A 13,926-nucleotide genomic window follows, 5' to 3' on the forward strand; every position below is an offset into this window, starting at 1 on the left:
GGTTCTAGGTTCTAGGTTCTAGGTTCTAGGAAAACAGAATAGTCCGTCGTTAAATTAACTACCGTAGGTTGTGGTTGAGAGCAACGAAACCCAACAATGTAAGAATAAAATTGAGTGACGGCTTCGAGCGAACAGCGGTCATTCAGGAGACTTGCCGTCAGCTAATTAAGACTAAGAGGGTACTTTCCCCTTTTTTACATATTTAAATAAGTTACATTAAGCATAATATTTATATGTGGCAATAACTTATAGTTTTTGTTATTAATAAAAGCTCATAAAATAAGAATGTTTTCGCGCTAAAATAGGGAAAGAGTCCTTTGATAAAGAATGTTATAAGTTATAGGAAGTAAAGCAGATGTCAAAAGAGCCTGTATCTCATCATTATTTGCCACAGTTTTATCTTAAGTCGTTTGCTTTTGAGTTCACAAAAAAGAAAAAATTATATCGTGTGTACTCCTATGATAAAGAGTTTCACCGTGTTGTAATACCAAAAACAACTAAGGAAATATGTTGCGAAAGGCACAGAAATACTTTAGACATGCTTGGTGAAAAGGACTTTTTTATTGAAAAGTCTTTTTCAGAGCTAGAATCAATAATGTCGGAGTTCTTTAAAGTTACTACGAGTTACTGTAATAAGTTAGAAGAAATAAAAAAAAGAAAGTTAAAAATTAGGGATAAAGACAAATTAAAAGAAACAAGGTATTTATGTAGTCTGGATAAATTAATGGATGAGCCTTATTATTTTAGGCTGTTTAACTACTTTATTTCAGTTTTCTATTGGCGATTGACTATACATGACGGATATTTTGAATTAAACACAACAGAAAGCTACCTATCTGAATCTATTAGCTCTTTTTTGCAAAAGTCTAACCAAATTGAAATCATAGACTTTAACCTTGTTCCTGAGTTTTTGAATGAAATAAAGCATGACATTTATCTTCCATTTGTATTTGGCGAAGAAAAAAATCTCATGAAAGTCTATAAGAGTCTTATTTTTCCATTGTCGGGCGTTTACATTAATAAAAAAAAATACCACAAGTTGTGCCAAGTTTACCTTCCAGAACAAATAATTGTCAGCTCTGATGCTCCATTTATCACTAGTGGTCGCGGGGTAAGCTTGGAACAAGAGTTTATTTTTACTTGGTCACCTAACTTAGCTTATATTAATTTTAATTACCAAGCGCAGTTAAAGATTACGAATGTAGCTGATTGGGCATTTAAGTTATCAGTACTAAATTATTTACAAGCAAAAAGATTTGTATTTTGCAATGATAAGCCAACATTAGAAAATGTGATTAATTATGCGAATCTGAGGTATGGAAATCAAGGGCTTAGTGACTTAAAGAAAGAGTTGTGGGCTCTGATGGAGTAACTTATAACAAACGCTTTAAGACGGATTCTCAACGCTCGGCGGTTTTGGTCTGATTGAGCTTTTGTGTTTACGATGTAACAGTCGAGTGTTGTGGTAGCGTTGCTCACACTTAAGTAGGCGTTAAGCATTTTTCAGGGCATTGAGATAATAAATGAACATTAATTTTTTTTCGGATTTGTCAGATGAGCTTCAAGCAGCTCTTAAGGAATGCGGCTTAAATGTCCCTTCGCCAGAACAATTACGTCAACAAGATAAACGTTCTGATGAATTAAAAGATAAGATCGAAAACTACGACTTACACAATCTATTGCATCACTTTTTTACTGTTTATACTCGGCGTATATCTGTACGCAAATGGAATGTCCATGTATCAGACAAACTGTCGGAGTCGAGTGAAATTATCGAGATAGTTAACAAGCTGTCACATGGTAATGACATAAATATTTTGTCAAGTAATAGAATAAGGAAATTGAATCAATCTAAGTTTGCTGATTTACTTCTCTCAGAGTGGGGAATACATCATTTGCACTTTGATGAGAGTAGAAGTAATGAGCTGCTTTTTATTTACTTTAGTGAAAGTGATGCTTATCTGATCGACATCTTGCAGCATGAAAAAGCTGATGGTTCGGTGGTGACTTGGACTAATACTGATTTAATTCAGGTGATGCATGATAATTGGCCAAGTGTGTTGAAGCCATATGTTTTGAAAACAAACTCTCAATCGCCAGTTTTAACAACTAAGGAAAGAAGAGCCTTAAGGAATAAAGCTGCAAACACTACCATAGTGGTAAACGATGGTACTGAGTATATGCCTATGGGAGGTGGTTACTCAGCAAGTAATCACCCAACCAGTGCTATTGTGCAGTCTGATTCTTTGTATCTAACAGTCAAGCAGTTACAAAAGACTGTTGAAGAAAATTACCCTGCTATTCAACAAGCTCTTTCTCCATATACATCCAGTCCGAATTTGGAGCTAAAACTCGGTACCAACCTAGAAGCAATAGTGGTAGAAGTTGTTCATAAAGTTCAGCTTAATTTGCAATAGGGAAAAACGCATAACAAGCGAGTCAATAAGGGTGTTAGCAAGCTCGCGGCTATTACGTGAGCGTTACCAATGACCGCAATTGGCACATTCAAGACAGTCGATAAGTCAAAACTTTGTAGTTTATAGGTTTGGATATTTTTAGTTGGATTTCGCTGCGCTCAAACCAACCTATGTTGATAACTCTAAAGCGCGGCGCCTCTAACCTATTTGTGAATAATTAACTTAAAGTTCTTTTTCTATAATGTTTCGCAAGAGGACAAGAAGATAGTGGTGGCTGCGTTTGTCACTTATGGCTTAAAACTTACCACTTAAAACTAAAAACTAAAAACTAAAAACTAAAAACTAAAAAGAAGCTAGCAGGGCTATATCTGCCCTACTAGCTATAACGTCAAACTACAGGATAAAGGTGGCGACTTTTTCATTTAAGTCAGTGGCGCGGTCTTTCAGTACCTTTGCTTGGCTTAAATGCGTTGTTGCTGATGCCGTGATTTCATCAGTGACATCTTTAATTGCGACCGTATTTCGGGTTATCTCATTTGTTACTTGAGTTTGCTCTTCTGCTGCGACTGCAATTTGCCCCGCCATGTCGGAGATCTCATTCACTGCTTGAGTAATTTCTTCTAAAGCTTGTGCTGCGGCATTGACATCGTGAACACTGTTATTAGCTAAACTTTTACTGCTATCCATCAAGCTAACCGCTTTTTTAGTGGTATTTTGCAACGTTTCAATCGTGGTATAAATCTCTGCAGTAGAGTTTTGAGTACGATGTGATAACACGCGAACTTCGTCTGCGACAACAGCAAAACCACGGCCTTGCTCGCCGGCACGCGCCGCTTCAATCGCAGCATTTAATGCCAGTAAATTAGTTTGCTCTGCAATCTCCTGAATCGTCGTTAAAATACTTGAGATTGCTTGTGCATGCAGGCTCAGCTCACTGATCACAACTGTGGTTTCATCAATTTCTGATGCCAATGAGTTAATCGTGGTTCTGGTTTTATCAACTAAGCTTTTCCCCTGAATACTGCTTTGCGCCGATTGCTGGGATGCAGCAGCGGTATTTTCAGCGTTAGCTGCAATTTCATGAGTAGCACTGGACATCTCTGTAACTGCGGTAGCAACCATTGTAACTTCTTGCTGTTGGCGCTGTAGTTCATTAACGCTTGATTGATTGGTTAACAGACTTTTCTCTGCATCTGAGTCTAGATCAGTCGCTAGTTGACGAATATGACTGATCAGCTGATGTTGACTACTTACAAAACTATTAAAGCTATCAGCTAACATGCCGACTTCGTCTTGGCTGTCGACTGTAATACGCTGAGTTAAATCACCATTGCCTGCAGCAATACGAGATAACGCTTGCGACACGCGACTTAGTGGCCCTAGTAACAAACTTAACAACCAAGAAATAGATAATACACTAATGATCAGTGCTAACGTTGCCAGTCCTAACTGGGTGACCATCAAGCTAACTAATGGTGCCTCTAACGTTTGTTTGTCGAGTACAAAAACTAGCTGCCAATCTGTATTGGGGATTTTTTCACTCCAAATTAGCTTATCCCGAGCTTCAGTTTCAAAATAAACAGGCGTAAGTTGGCCTGTTTGGCTACTTGATTCTATTAGTCGGCTGCTTAATTTAGTCTCAATATTGGTGATTTTACCCATCAATTTACTTGAGTCTTTATAGGCGATCACAGTACCGTCTTCATGCATCATGATGGCATAACCGTTTGCCGGTAGAGACATATTGCTAACGCTATCGACAATACTCGCAATTGACACATCACCGCCAACCACACCATTACGCGCTGGATGAGCTATGGTAACGACCAATAGATTAAAGGCAACATCCAAATAAGGCTTGGTAATTATGCTGCTACGAGCTTGCTGTGACTGCTGATACCAAGGACGTGTTCTAGGATCATAACCTGAGCGGTCAATGCTGGGATCAGAGTCCACCATCAGCCCGTCGCGGTTACCAAAATAGGTTAATTGAAAATCGCCAGATACCTGTGCTTGCTGCAATGCATTAAGCGTATCACCTTCAACTTTAGTGGCGACAGAAGCGATCACTCGCTGACGATCGGTTAACCATGCTTCGATACGCGCGGCTTGCTGTTTACCTGCTTGCCTCACACTATCAACACTGTTTTGCAGTAACAACGCTTTTTGCGTGGAGTAGCTATACCATGACAATAATACAACAACAATTACGAGGGCGAGAACAACCGATAATAATATTTTTTTCTTTAGTGAATATGAATTCATATTGAGTGCTAATACTGACTTTAATTAAATTGAAATACGGATATAAATACAGCTTGGGGTTAGCTTAATTTAGAGTATGAATTGAGAGAAAATTCTCAATCTTGTTCTATTTTCGCATACAAGATTTGAATAATAAATTAAAATCAGTGATTTAAGTGAATATAAAAAGAATCATTATTAATTCAATGTAAAACTTAAATTAATAACCTAACGAGTGTAAATAAATAGCACGGTATAAATACTGCACGTATATTTTTATTTAAAATAATTGTAACGCCTAGGGTCTGTTGACCTTTGCGGATTAATATTTGTTCAAACTAGGGGCAATTTAATCGCGGCGCGAGGTTTGTAACCTAGTGGGCTAAGTAAAAATCGAGTAACAAAGAGTTAATTGCCCCTAGGCAGACCCCTTCGGGCAGCGCCTGTTTGGCATTGATGCTGCGTTATAGCCTATTTATGGGGAATAACCACACCACATAGACTCTGCCTTGCCTAAATACCAAACAGACTGCTGCAAATTCAACCTTGAAAGATCAACAGACCCTAGTCATTATATTAAATTAAGCAAAAGTAATAGCCGTGACGACGGAGCAGTCGCCCTGTATGAAATCCATATTATTTTTGCTACTAATGACTTATCGCTTAAAACTTATAGCTTCCCTAAACGCAAAAAGCCCCGCATTTTCATGCAGGGCTTTTAATAATTTTGTAAAACTGTGATTAACTCATTGCAGCTTGTAACTTTTTCATCGCTGTTTTTTCAAGTTGACGAACACGCTCTGCAGATACGCTGTATTTTTCAGCCAGTTCTTGCAGTGTTGCTTTATCGTCTGATAACCAACGAGCACTAACAATGTCTTGTGAACGTTCATCTAGGGTTTTTAACGCACTAAATAAACGTGTATGAGATTGCTCTTGATATTGTTGCTGTTCAACTTCTTCAGCTAAATCATTACTGCCATCAGTTAAGTATTGCACAGGCGAATAGGTACTAGTTGGTGCGTCATCGCTGTCGTCACCGGTTAAATCAAAACCCATGTCTTGGCCGCTCATGCGCGATTCCATTTCACGAACTTCTTTTTCACTCACACCTAGCTCACTCGCTACGGTAGCAACTTCAGCTTGGTTAAACCAACCTAAACGTTTTTTGTTTTTACGAAGATTAAAAAACAATTTGCGTTGCGCTTTAGTGGTCGCAACTTTAACAATGCGCCAGTTTTTAAGTACAAACTCGTGTATTTCGGCCTTGATCCAATGCACTGCAAATGAAACCAAACGTACGCCCACTGATGGGTCAAAACGTTTTACTGCTTTCATCAGGCCGATATTGCCTTCTTGAATCAAATCAGCTTGCGGTAGGCCGTAACCTGAATAACCTTTAGCTATATGTGCAACAAAACGAAGGTGAGACATGATGAGTTGCTTTGCAGCGTTAAGATCGCCATCTTCCTGTAAGCGAGTCGCTAACTCTTTTTCTTGCTCAGCACCTAGCATAGGTATAGTGCTTACCGCTTGAAGGTAACCGTCCATACTTGCGCTTTGCTGTCCAACTGTGAGTGCCATTGCGTATAAATCTTTACTCATTTTTCACCTCAGTGATAAACATTTGAAACCATCTTAGCACTCTTTCACTTAGAGTGCTAACTTCAATGTAAAACTTTTTTTCGATTGAAGCAAGTGGTTTTTTAGTGTTTTTTATTCTACTTTAAACGCCTGAATAAGCGATGAATTCTAGCTTTGCGGTCAGTTGGTTATGATAAAGCAATTCACCACAACCAACTTAATCAATGATTATAAACAATAATTGTTACACTTTATCGGGTTCGATTTCTTTTATATATCGATTAACAGATAAGTAAGAGCCAACAAACCCTAAGCTGGTTGCAAGTAGCACTAACGCGCCAAACTCGCCTAAACTTAAGCCAATTAAATTAAAGTTAGTTTGATACACTCCAGCGACTTGGGTAACTGCAGATCCAAGCCACCACATCATGAGGGCCACACATATAAAAGCAAACAAACCACCAACAATGCCATACCAAATGCCGGTCCATAAAAATGGCGCATGAATAAAGGTATTGGTTGCACCGACTAGCTTCATCACTTGGATCTCTTCTTTCTTATCCATAATTGATAAGCGAATAGTGTTGCCTATGATCAAAGTTACCGAAGTCAGTAATAACAACGCGATGGTGATCACGCTTTCTTTTAACAGGCTTAATAATGCATTTAAGCGCTCAAGCCAGGCAATATCTAATTTACCAAAATCAACTTCACGCTCTGCTTCAAGCTTTTTTAATAATGCTTGCGCGGCGTTTGGTTGACGATGGCGAGAAGTCGGCGTGACGATAACAACATCTGGCAGAGGATTGCTATCTAAATATTCAAGTGCTTGGCCAAACCCTGATACTTCTTTAAATTCAATGAGCGCATTTTGTTTAGAAATAAAAGTGACATTATCAATTTCAGGGTAGAGTGCTAAGCGTTTAACAAGCGTTTTTGTTTCTTGTTCACTCATGGATTCTTTTACAAATAATGAAATCTCTGCAGCTTCTTCAAAGCCACTGCTGACCTGCTGCACATTTTTAACCACTAAATACAAGGTCGCTGGTAAGGTTAAACTTAAACCCAACACCGCAATGGTCATCATTGACGCCATCGGTGTGCGCCACATTTCCCCTAGGCTATATACACCTTGGCGAAATATATTCAGCACAAAAAAATAGCCGGCTGCAAAAACTGATTTTTTTACTCGTTCATTTTGGCTTTTTCGGCCTTTGAATAACAAACTCATAGTGTTGCCTCTGCCAATGGATCTTCACTCATGCGACCATCTTTTAAGGTTAAGCTACGGTATTTCATTCGCGAGATCAGCCCTAAATCATGAGTGGCAATTAAGACTGTAGTGCCATGATTATTAAATTCTTCAAACAAACGCAAGATATCCATGGAAAGCTCAGGATCTAGGTTACCGGTTGGTTCATCTGCAAGTAATAATGGCGGAGAGTTTACAATTGCCCGGGCAATCCCAACTCGCTGTTGTTCACCACCAGAGAGTGTTGAAGGGTGGCATTTTACTTTATCTAGCAAGCCAACTTTATCAAGTGCGCCATGCACACGCTTTTCAATTTGCTTATGATGCGTACCTTCGATAATTAGCGGCAAGGCAACATTATCAAAAATAGTGTGGCGCTCTAATAAACGGTGGTTTTGAAATATGATACCAATATCACGGCGGACATAAGGAATTTGCCGCGATTTTACTGCATTTAAATCAACGCCATTAATAAAAACATGACCCGCCGACGGGCGTTCCATTAAACTAATGAGTTTAAGTAAGGTACTTTTACCGGCACCACTGTGACCTGTTAAAAAAGCCAATTCACCCGGTTTAACATGAAAATTAACTTTTTCCAGTGCTCGGTGACCACCGGGATATGTTTTGCTGACTTGCTGAAAATTTATCATTTTAGTTATCAATCATCCACAGCTGAAAAGGGAGCAAGCTCCCCTTTGAAATTTAAACTTCGTCCTCATCTTGGCTAAATAGCGCATCAATGAAGTCATTACTATTAAATGCACGTAAATCATCAATGCCTTCACCAACACCAATATAGCGGATCGGAATATTAAATTTATCGGCGACGGCAAAAATAACCCCACCTTTGGCTGTACCATCTAACTTAGACAATGTAATACCGGTAAGGCCAACACACTGATTAAATAAGTTCACTTGGCTAATTGCATTTTGCCCTGTGCCTGCATCGATGGTTAGCATCACTTCATGCGGTGCATCGGGATCAATTTTCTTCATCACCCGGGCTATTTTTTCAAGCTCTTGCATCAAGTTGTCTTTATTTTGCAAGCGACCAGCTGTATCTGCAATTAACACATCAACGTTACGCGCTTTGGCAGCTTGAAATGCATCAAATATCACTGAGGCACTATCAGCACCGGTGTGCTGTGCGATTACTGGGATTTTATTACGCTCGCCCCATACTTGTAATTGCTCAACCGCAGCTGCACGGAAAGTATCACCTGCAGCTAACATGACTGATTTACCTTGATCCTGAAATTGCTTAGCAAGTTTACCAATGGTCGTTGTTTTACCAACTCCATTAACACCCACCATTAAAATAACAAATGGTTTTTTATCAGCAGGAATTTCTAATGGCTGTTCTGCCGTTTTAAGCATCGCCGCCATTTCTTGCTTCATTAGCTCATATAATGCATCACCATCCTTTAACTGTTTGCGGTTAGCCGCATCAGTCAAACGATCGATCAGCTTCATGGTGGTATCAACACCTAAGTCGGCTGTTAATAGCTGAGTTTCAAGATCTTCAAATAATTCATCATCAATTTTCTTACCAGTGAAAATCGATGCAAAGCCAGAACCTAAGTTTACTTTGGTTTTTAATAAGCCTTTTTTAAGACGAGCAAAGAACCCTTCTTTTTTAGGTTTTTCAGCTGTTTTTGCTTCCTCGATGGCAAGCTCGGCCGTTAATCGCTCTTGCTCTAAACGCTCAGCTTCCGCCTCTTCGGCAGCAATACGTTGTTGCTCTACACGTTCAGCTTCAGCTTGCTCGGCAGCAATACGCTCTTGCTCTACACGTTCAGCTTCGGCCTGCTCGGCAGCAATACGTTGTTGCTCTACACGCTCAGCTTCGGCTTGCTCTGCTGCGATACGCTCTTGCTCTACACGTTCAGCTTCGGCTTGCTCTGCTGCGATACGCACTTGTTCTACACGTTCAGCTTCAGCTTGCTCGGCAGCAATACGCTCTTGCTCTACACGTTCAACTTCGGCTTGCTCTGCGGCAATAAGCTCTTGCTCTAAACGCTCAGCTTCGGCTTGCTCGGCAGCAATACGCTCTTGCTCTACACGTTCAGCTTCGGCTTGCTCCGCGGCAATACGCTCTTGCTCTAAACGCTCAGCTTCCGCTTGCTCAGTAACAATACGCTCTTGCTCTAAACGCTCAGCTTCGGCTTGCTCTGCTGCGATACGTTCTTGCTCTAAAAGCATTGCTTCTTCTTGCTGCACTAAACGAGCGGCTTCATCGCGGCGTTGTTGTTCTGCTTGTTCTGTTGCTGCTAATTCAGCATCTGTGATGGCTTGGCGTTCAGCATCACGTGCCTCAGCTTGCTCTACAGCAATACGCTGTTGTTCTAAGCGCTCTGCCTCAGCTTGCTCTGCAACAATGCGCTGTTGTTCTAAGCGCTCTGCTTCAGCTTGCTCTGCAACAATGCGCTGTTGTTCTAAGCGCTCAGCTTCCGCTTGCTCTGCAACAATGCGCTGTTGTTCTAAGCGCTCAGCTTCAGCTTGCTCTGCAACAATGCGCTGTTGTTCTAAGCGCTCAGCTTCCGCTTGCTCTGCAGCAATGCGCTGTTGCTCTGCGCGCTCAGCTTCCGCCTCTTCTGCAGCAATTCGTTGTTGCTCTAAACGCTCAGCTTCAGCTTGCTCTGCGGCAATACGCTGTTGTTCTAAGCGCTCAACTTCCGCTTGTTGGTTATCGGCCTCTTGGGCGGTCTGCTCTACTTGTTGGTTTTTATCTGACTTACCAAAACCAAACCAAGACAGGAATTTATTTTTTTTTGCCATACTTGCTAATAACCACTTATAAAAATCTGATAAACTAACGGTAATACTTTGTGTATTCGCTGCATTGCTTTAAAAGCACAGCCGCTAATAACCACAACATATTGTCTAAGATGCTCATAGTAACACTTTTAGCGCAGTTGAAAAATGACACGCTACTATATGATTGCAATATTATCTGAGCTGGATTCTAGATACCATTTTTTAGTGAGCTAAATGAGAAATAAATCACCACAAAAACAAGTGAGTAATAAAGCCAGCGATGGCGTTATTAGGATCATCAGCGGGCAATTTCGTGGCCGTAAATTACCAGTAAAAGATGTGCAAGGTCTTCGTCCAACCACAGATCGTATCAAAGAAACGGTATTTAACTGGTTAATGCAAGATACTCGCGATACTAAAGTACTCGATTGTTTTGCAGGTTCCGGTGGATTAGGTTTTGAAGCACTCTCTCGTTTTGCTCTCAGTGCACGCTTTTTAGAGATGGATAAACTAGCCGCCAACCAATTACAAACTAATATTGACACGTTAAAGCTCACTAACGCTGAAGTAATTTGCACCGACAGTTTGCTTTATTTAAGTAACAATACTCAGCAACAACAGTTTAACTTAGTGTTTATTGATCCACCTTTTCGCCAAGGTTTAGCCCAAAAATGCTGTGATTTACTCACTGAAAATGACTGGCTAAGTAAAAATGCTCTCATTTATGTTGAAGTAGAAAGTGAGATGAGTGCATTGCAAACACCTAGCAATTGGCTGTTATTAAAAGAAAAAGCGGCGGGACAAGTATTTTGCCGCCTCTATGAACTACAGTAAAATTAGTAACATAGAAATATTTTTTGTTTCCACTTGGAGCAGACAATATTTATCCTTTACATGTGGTGCGGCTTCGGATTACAATACTGCACCATTTTTGAACCACTTGATCATTGTTTGATCAACTTGAGCAACGCTCATTATTTAGGTAGGTGAATTTTTAATGCCAGTAATTAAAGTAAGAGAGAACGAACCGTTTGACGTAGCACTTCGTCGCTTCAAGCGTTCATGTGAAAAAGCAGGTATCCTTTCAGAAGTTCGTCGTCGCGAGCACTATGAAAAGCCAACAGCTGAGCGTAAGCGTAAAAAAGCTGCAGCGGTTAAGCGTCACATGAAGAAGCTTTCTCGCGATAACGCACGTCGCGTTAAATTATATTGATCAGTATTGGTCTTGTATAAATGAGCCTTTTAATAAAGCTAAAAGATGCGCAAAAAGATGCGATGCGAGCGAAAGACAAATCTCGTCTTAACCCAATTCGTATGGTGCTTGCTGCAATCAAGCAGCGTGAAATTGACGAGCAAATAACACTTGATGATGACGGTATTACCGCAGTATTAGTGAAGCTTGTTAAACAACGCCGTGATTCTTACACTCAGTATACTGATGCTGGCCGTGAAGATTTAGCCGAAATTGAAGCCAATGAGATTACAGCTCTTGAAGAATTCTTACCTCAACAATTGAGTGAAGAAGAAATCATAGCTCTTATTGATGCGGCTATTGCTGATACTAACGCAGCAGGTATGCAAGATATGGGTAAAGTAATGGGTATAATCAAAAGCAAAGCTGAAGGTCGCGCCGATTTAGGTAAGATCTCTGGTTTAATTAAGCAACGATTAACTGCCTAATACTCCCACATACAGATGTATGATTTAAGCAAACCGAGCCATGTGCTCGGTTTCTTCGTTTTTCGCTTTAATAAAAATAGCATTTGTGTTCAAATCTAAATTGTAGAACTAAATTATCTGATATTTCGTTCACCTTATTTTCTATTTATCTCAGGACTACACTTTACTAATGGCTGGAAAGATCCCACGTAATTTTATAGATGATTTACTTGCCAGAACCGATATTGTTGAGCTAATTGACTCCAAAGTTGGCTTAAAAAAAGCGGGCAAAGATTACCAAGCCTGTTGCCCTTTTCATAACGAAAAATCCCCATCATTTACAGTATCTCAAGACAAACAGTTTTATCATTGCTTTGGTTGTGGTGCGAACGGCAACGCTATTTCATTTGTTATGGAATACGACAAGCTTGAATTTGTTGATGCCATTGAAGAACTTGCAAGCATCCTAAATCTTGATGTACCTCGAGAGCAAGGCACCAGTAATGGTCCAGAGCGTACCGCAGAACAAAAACGCTCAGATTACGATTTAATGCTCCATAGTGCGCGTTTTTATCAACACCAGTTAAAACATCATGCTAATTCAGCAACCGTAATAGACTATGTAAAAGGCCGAGGCCTAAGTGGCGAAACCGTTAAAAAGTTTATGATTGGTTATGCCCCCAGTGAATGGGAAGGCCTTTGCCAACAACTTGGCCGCAATAAAGCACAAAAAGAGCAATTAGTTGAGCTAAAGCTGGCCTCAGAGAAAACCCCAGGCCGCCAATTTGACTTCTTTCGTGATCGCTTAATGTTCCCTATTCGCGATAAACGTGGTCGTGTTGTTGCCTTTGGTGGCCGTGTGATGCAAGCGGATCAAGGACCTAAATATTTAAACTCGCCAGAAACCCGTATCTTCCATAAAGGCTTTGAACTATATGGATTATATGAAGCAAAACAAGCGCATAAAAAGCTCGACCATGTACTCATAGTTGAAGGCTATATGGATGTTGTGGCACTGAGCGAGCAAGGTATTGAATATGCGGTAGCTGCGCTTGGTACTGCCACCACCACTGAACACATGCATACATTGTTTAGAGCCACTGACCGGGTAATTTGTTGTTATGATGGTGACCGCGCTGGCCGAGATGCCGCTTGGCGTGCACTCGAAAATGCCCTGCCCTATTTAAATGATGGCAAAGCGCTACTGTTTGTATTTTTACCAGACGGTGAAGATCCCGATTCATTAGTACAAAAAGAAGGCAAAGAAGCGTTTGAACTACGTTTATCTCAAGCCGATGATTTTACTAAAGTGCTATTTAATAAACTCAGCCAAGAGATTGATTTAACTACCGATGCAGGTAAAGCTAAGCTTCTTAGTGCTGTGCTTCCGTTGGTTGAGAAAATCCCTAGTCAGTTTTATCAAGAAAACTTATTAGAGCACTTAGGTCGATTAATAGGCCGCACTAAAGAGCAGTTAAACAATCGCTTAAAAACACCTAAACAGCAGCATGCGATTGAGCGAAAATTTAAAATTACGCCAATGCGTCGCGCAATTGGGTTACTAATTCAGCACCCTAAATTAGCCAATACAGTGCCTTATTTAGCTGATTTAGCACAAATGAATATTGCCGGTATCGCCTTGCTTATTAGGTTGCAACATTGCGCTTTACAAAAAAGTGACATTACTACAGCGCAATTAATTGAATCATTTCGAGAAACACCCGAGTACGAGGCGCTCATTAAGCTCGCTACTTGGCGTCATGAGATCAATGACGACCGTTTAGAGGACGAATTTAAAAATACTTTCAGATTTATTGAAGATCAGTGTTTAAATTATCGACTCGAGACCTTATTAATAAAAGACAAGACCCAAGGACTTACGAGTGAAGAAAGACTAGAATGTTTAGCCCTTACTCAAGCGTTAAAAGGGTCGAAAAGACACTAACAGCTAGTCAAAAATGAATTATGCTGTTATACTGTGCTATTCACTGCGTCAAATAATACTTAGCT

At 40.2% G+C, this 13,926-nt stretch carries 11 protein-coding genes; 6 read left to right on the forward strand and 5 right to left on the reverse strand.

Going from position 1 to position 13,926, the window contains the following annotated elements:
- Positions 1 to 355 precede the first annotated feature (355 nt).
- Both H5187_RS10970 and H5187_RS10975 read left to right on the forward strand, forming a co-directional pair.
- Positions 356 to 1,372, forward strand: coding sequence for a DUF4238 domain-containing protein (locus tag H5187_RS10970; protein ID WP_182794114.1), 1,017 nt, complete (start codon positions 356 to 358; stop codon positions 1,370 to 1,372).
- A gap of 151 nt (positions 1,373 to 1,523) precedes the next feature.
- Positions 1,524 to 2,417, forward strand: a complete 894-nt coding sequence (locus H5187_RS10975; protein ID WP_182794115.1) for a hypothetical protein — start codon at positions 1,524 to 1,526, stop codon at positions 2,415 to 2,417.
- A gap of 393 nt (positions 2,418 to 2,810) precedes the next feature.
- On the opposite strand, the gene H5187_RS10980 is transcribed toward H5187_RS10975, so the two are convergent.
- The 5 genes from H5187_RS10980 to ftsY form a co-directional block, all read right to left on the reverse strand.
- Entirely contained in the window at positions 2,811 to 4,682 is a 1,872-nt protein-coding gene (locus tag H5187_RS10980) for a methyl-accepting chemotaxis protein (RefSeq protein WP_182739747.1), read from the reverse strand.
- Between the two features lie 720 nt (positions 4,683 to 5,402).
- Positions 5,403 to 6,266, reverse strand: a complete 864-nt coding sequence (gene rpoH / locus H5187_RS10985; protein ID WP_145234811.1) for an RNA polymerase sigma factor RpoH — start codon at positions 6,264 to 6,266, stop codon at positions 5,403 to 5,405.
- Positions 6,267 to 6,489: 223 nt separating this feature from the next.
- On the reverse strand, positions 6,490 to 7,476 hold the full coding sequence (gene ftsX / locus H5187_RS10990; RefSeq protein WP_182717203.1) for a permease-like cell division protein FtsX: 987 nt from the start codon (positions 7,474 to 7,476) through the stop codon (positions 6,490 to 6,492).
- On the reverse strand, positions 7,473 to 8,150 hold the full coding sequence (ftsE, locus tag H5187_RS10995; protein WP_182717204.1) for a cell division ATP-binding protein FtsE: 678 nt from the start codon (positions 8,148 to 8,150) through the stop codon (positions 7,473 to 7,475). Before ftsE ends, ftsX begins: the two co-directional genes overlap by 4 nt.
- 52 nt (positions 8,151 to 8,202) lie before the next feature.
- Positions 8,203 to 10,278 (reverse strand): signal recognition particle-docking protein FtsY, encoded by a 2,076-nt coding sequence (gene ftsY / locus H5187_RS11000; protein ID WP_182797865.1) that lies wholly within the window; start codon positions 10,276 to 10,278, stop codon positions 8,203 to 8,205.
- Positions 10,279 to 10,491: 213 nt separating this feature from the next.
- On the opposite strand from ftsY, the gene rsmD reads away from it, so the two are divergent.
- The 4 genes from rsmD to dnaG all read left to right on the forward strand — a co-directional run bounded on the left by rsmD (position 10,492) and on the right by dnaG (position 13,861).
- On the forward strand, positions 10,492 to 11,091 hold the full coding sequence (rsmD, locus tag H5187_RS11005; RefSeq protein ID WP_145234805.1) for a 16S rRNA (guanine(966)-N(2))-methyltransferase RsmD: 600 nt from the start codon (positions 10,492 to 10,494) through the stop codon (positions 11,089 to 11,091).
- Between the two features lie 163 nt (positions 11,092 to 11,254).
- Entirely contained in the window at positions 11,255 to 11,470 is a 216-nt protein-coding gene (gene rpsU, locus H5187_RS11010; RefSeq protein ID WP_002957797.1) for a 30S ribosomal protein S21, read from the forward strand.
- A 20-nt stretch (positions 11,471 to 11,490) separates the two neighbouring features.
- Positions 11,491 to 11,937, forward strand: coding sequence for a GatB/YqeY domain-containing protein (locus tag H5187_RS11015; RefSeq protein ID WP_145234803.1), 447 nt, complete (start codon positions 11,491 to 11,493; stop codon positions 11,935 to 11,937).
- A gap of 169 nt (positions 11,938 to 12,106) precedes the next feature.
- Entirely contained in the window at positions 12,107 to 13,861 is a 1,755-nt protein-coding gene (dnaG, locus tag H5187_RS11020; protein WP_182797866.1) for a DNA primase, read from the forward strand.
- The last annotated feature ends 65 nt before the right edge of the window (positions 13,862 to 13,926 follow it).

The organism is Pseudoalteromonas sp. SG44-1 (genome assembly GCF_014164315.1).
GTDB classification, from domain to species: domain Bacteria; phylum Pseudomonadota; class Gammaproteobacteria; order Enterobacterales; family Alteromonadaceae; genus Pseudoalteromonas; species Pseudoalteromonas rhizosphaerae.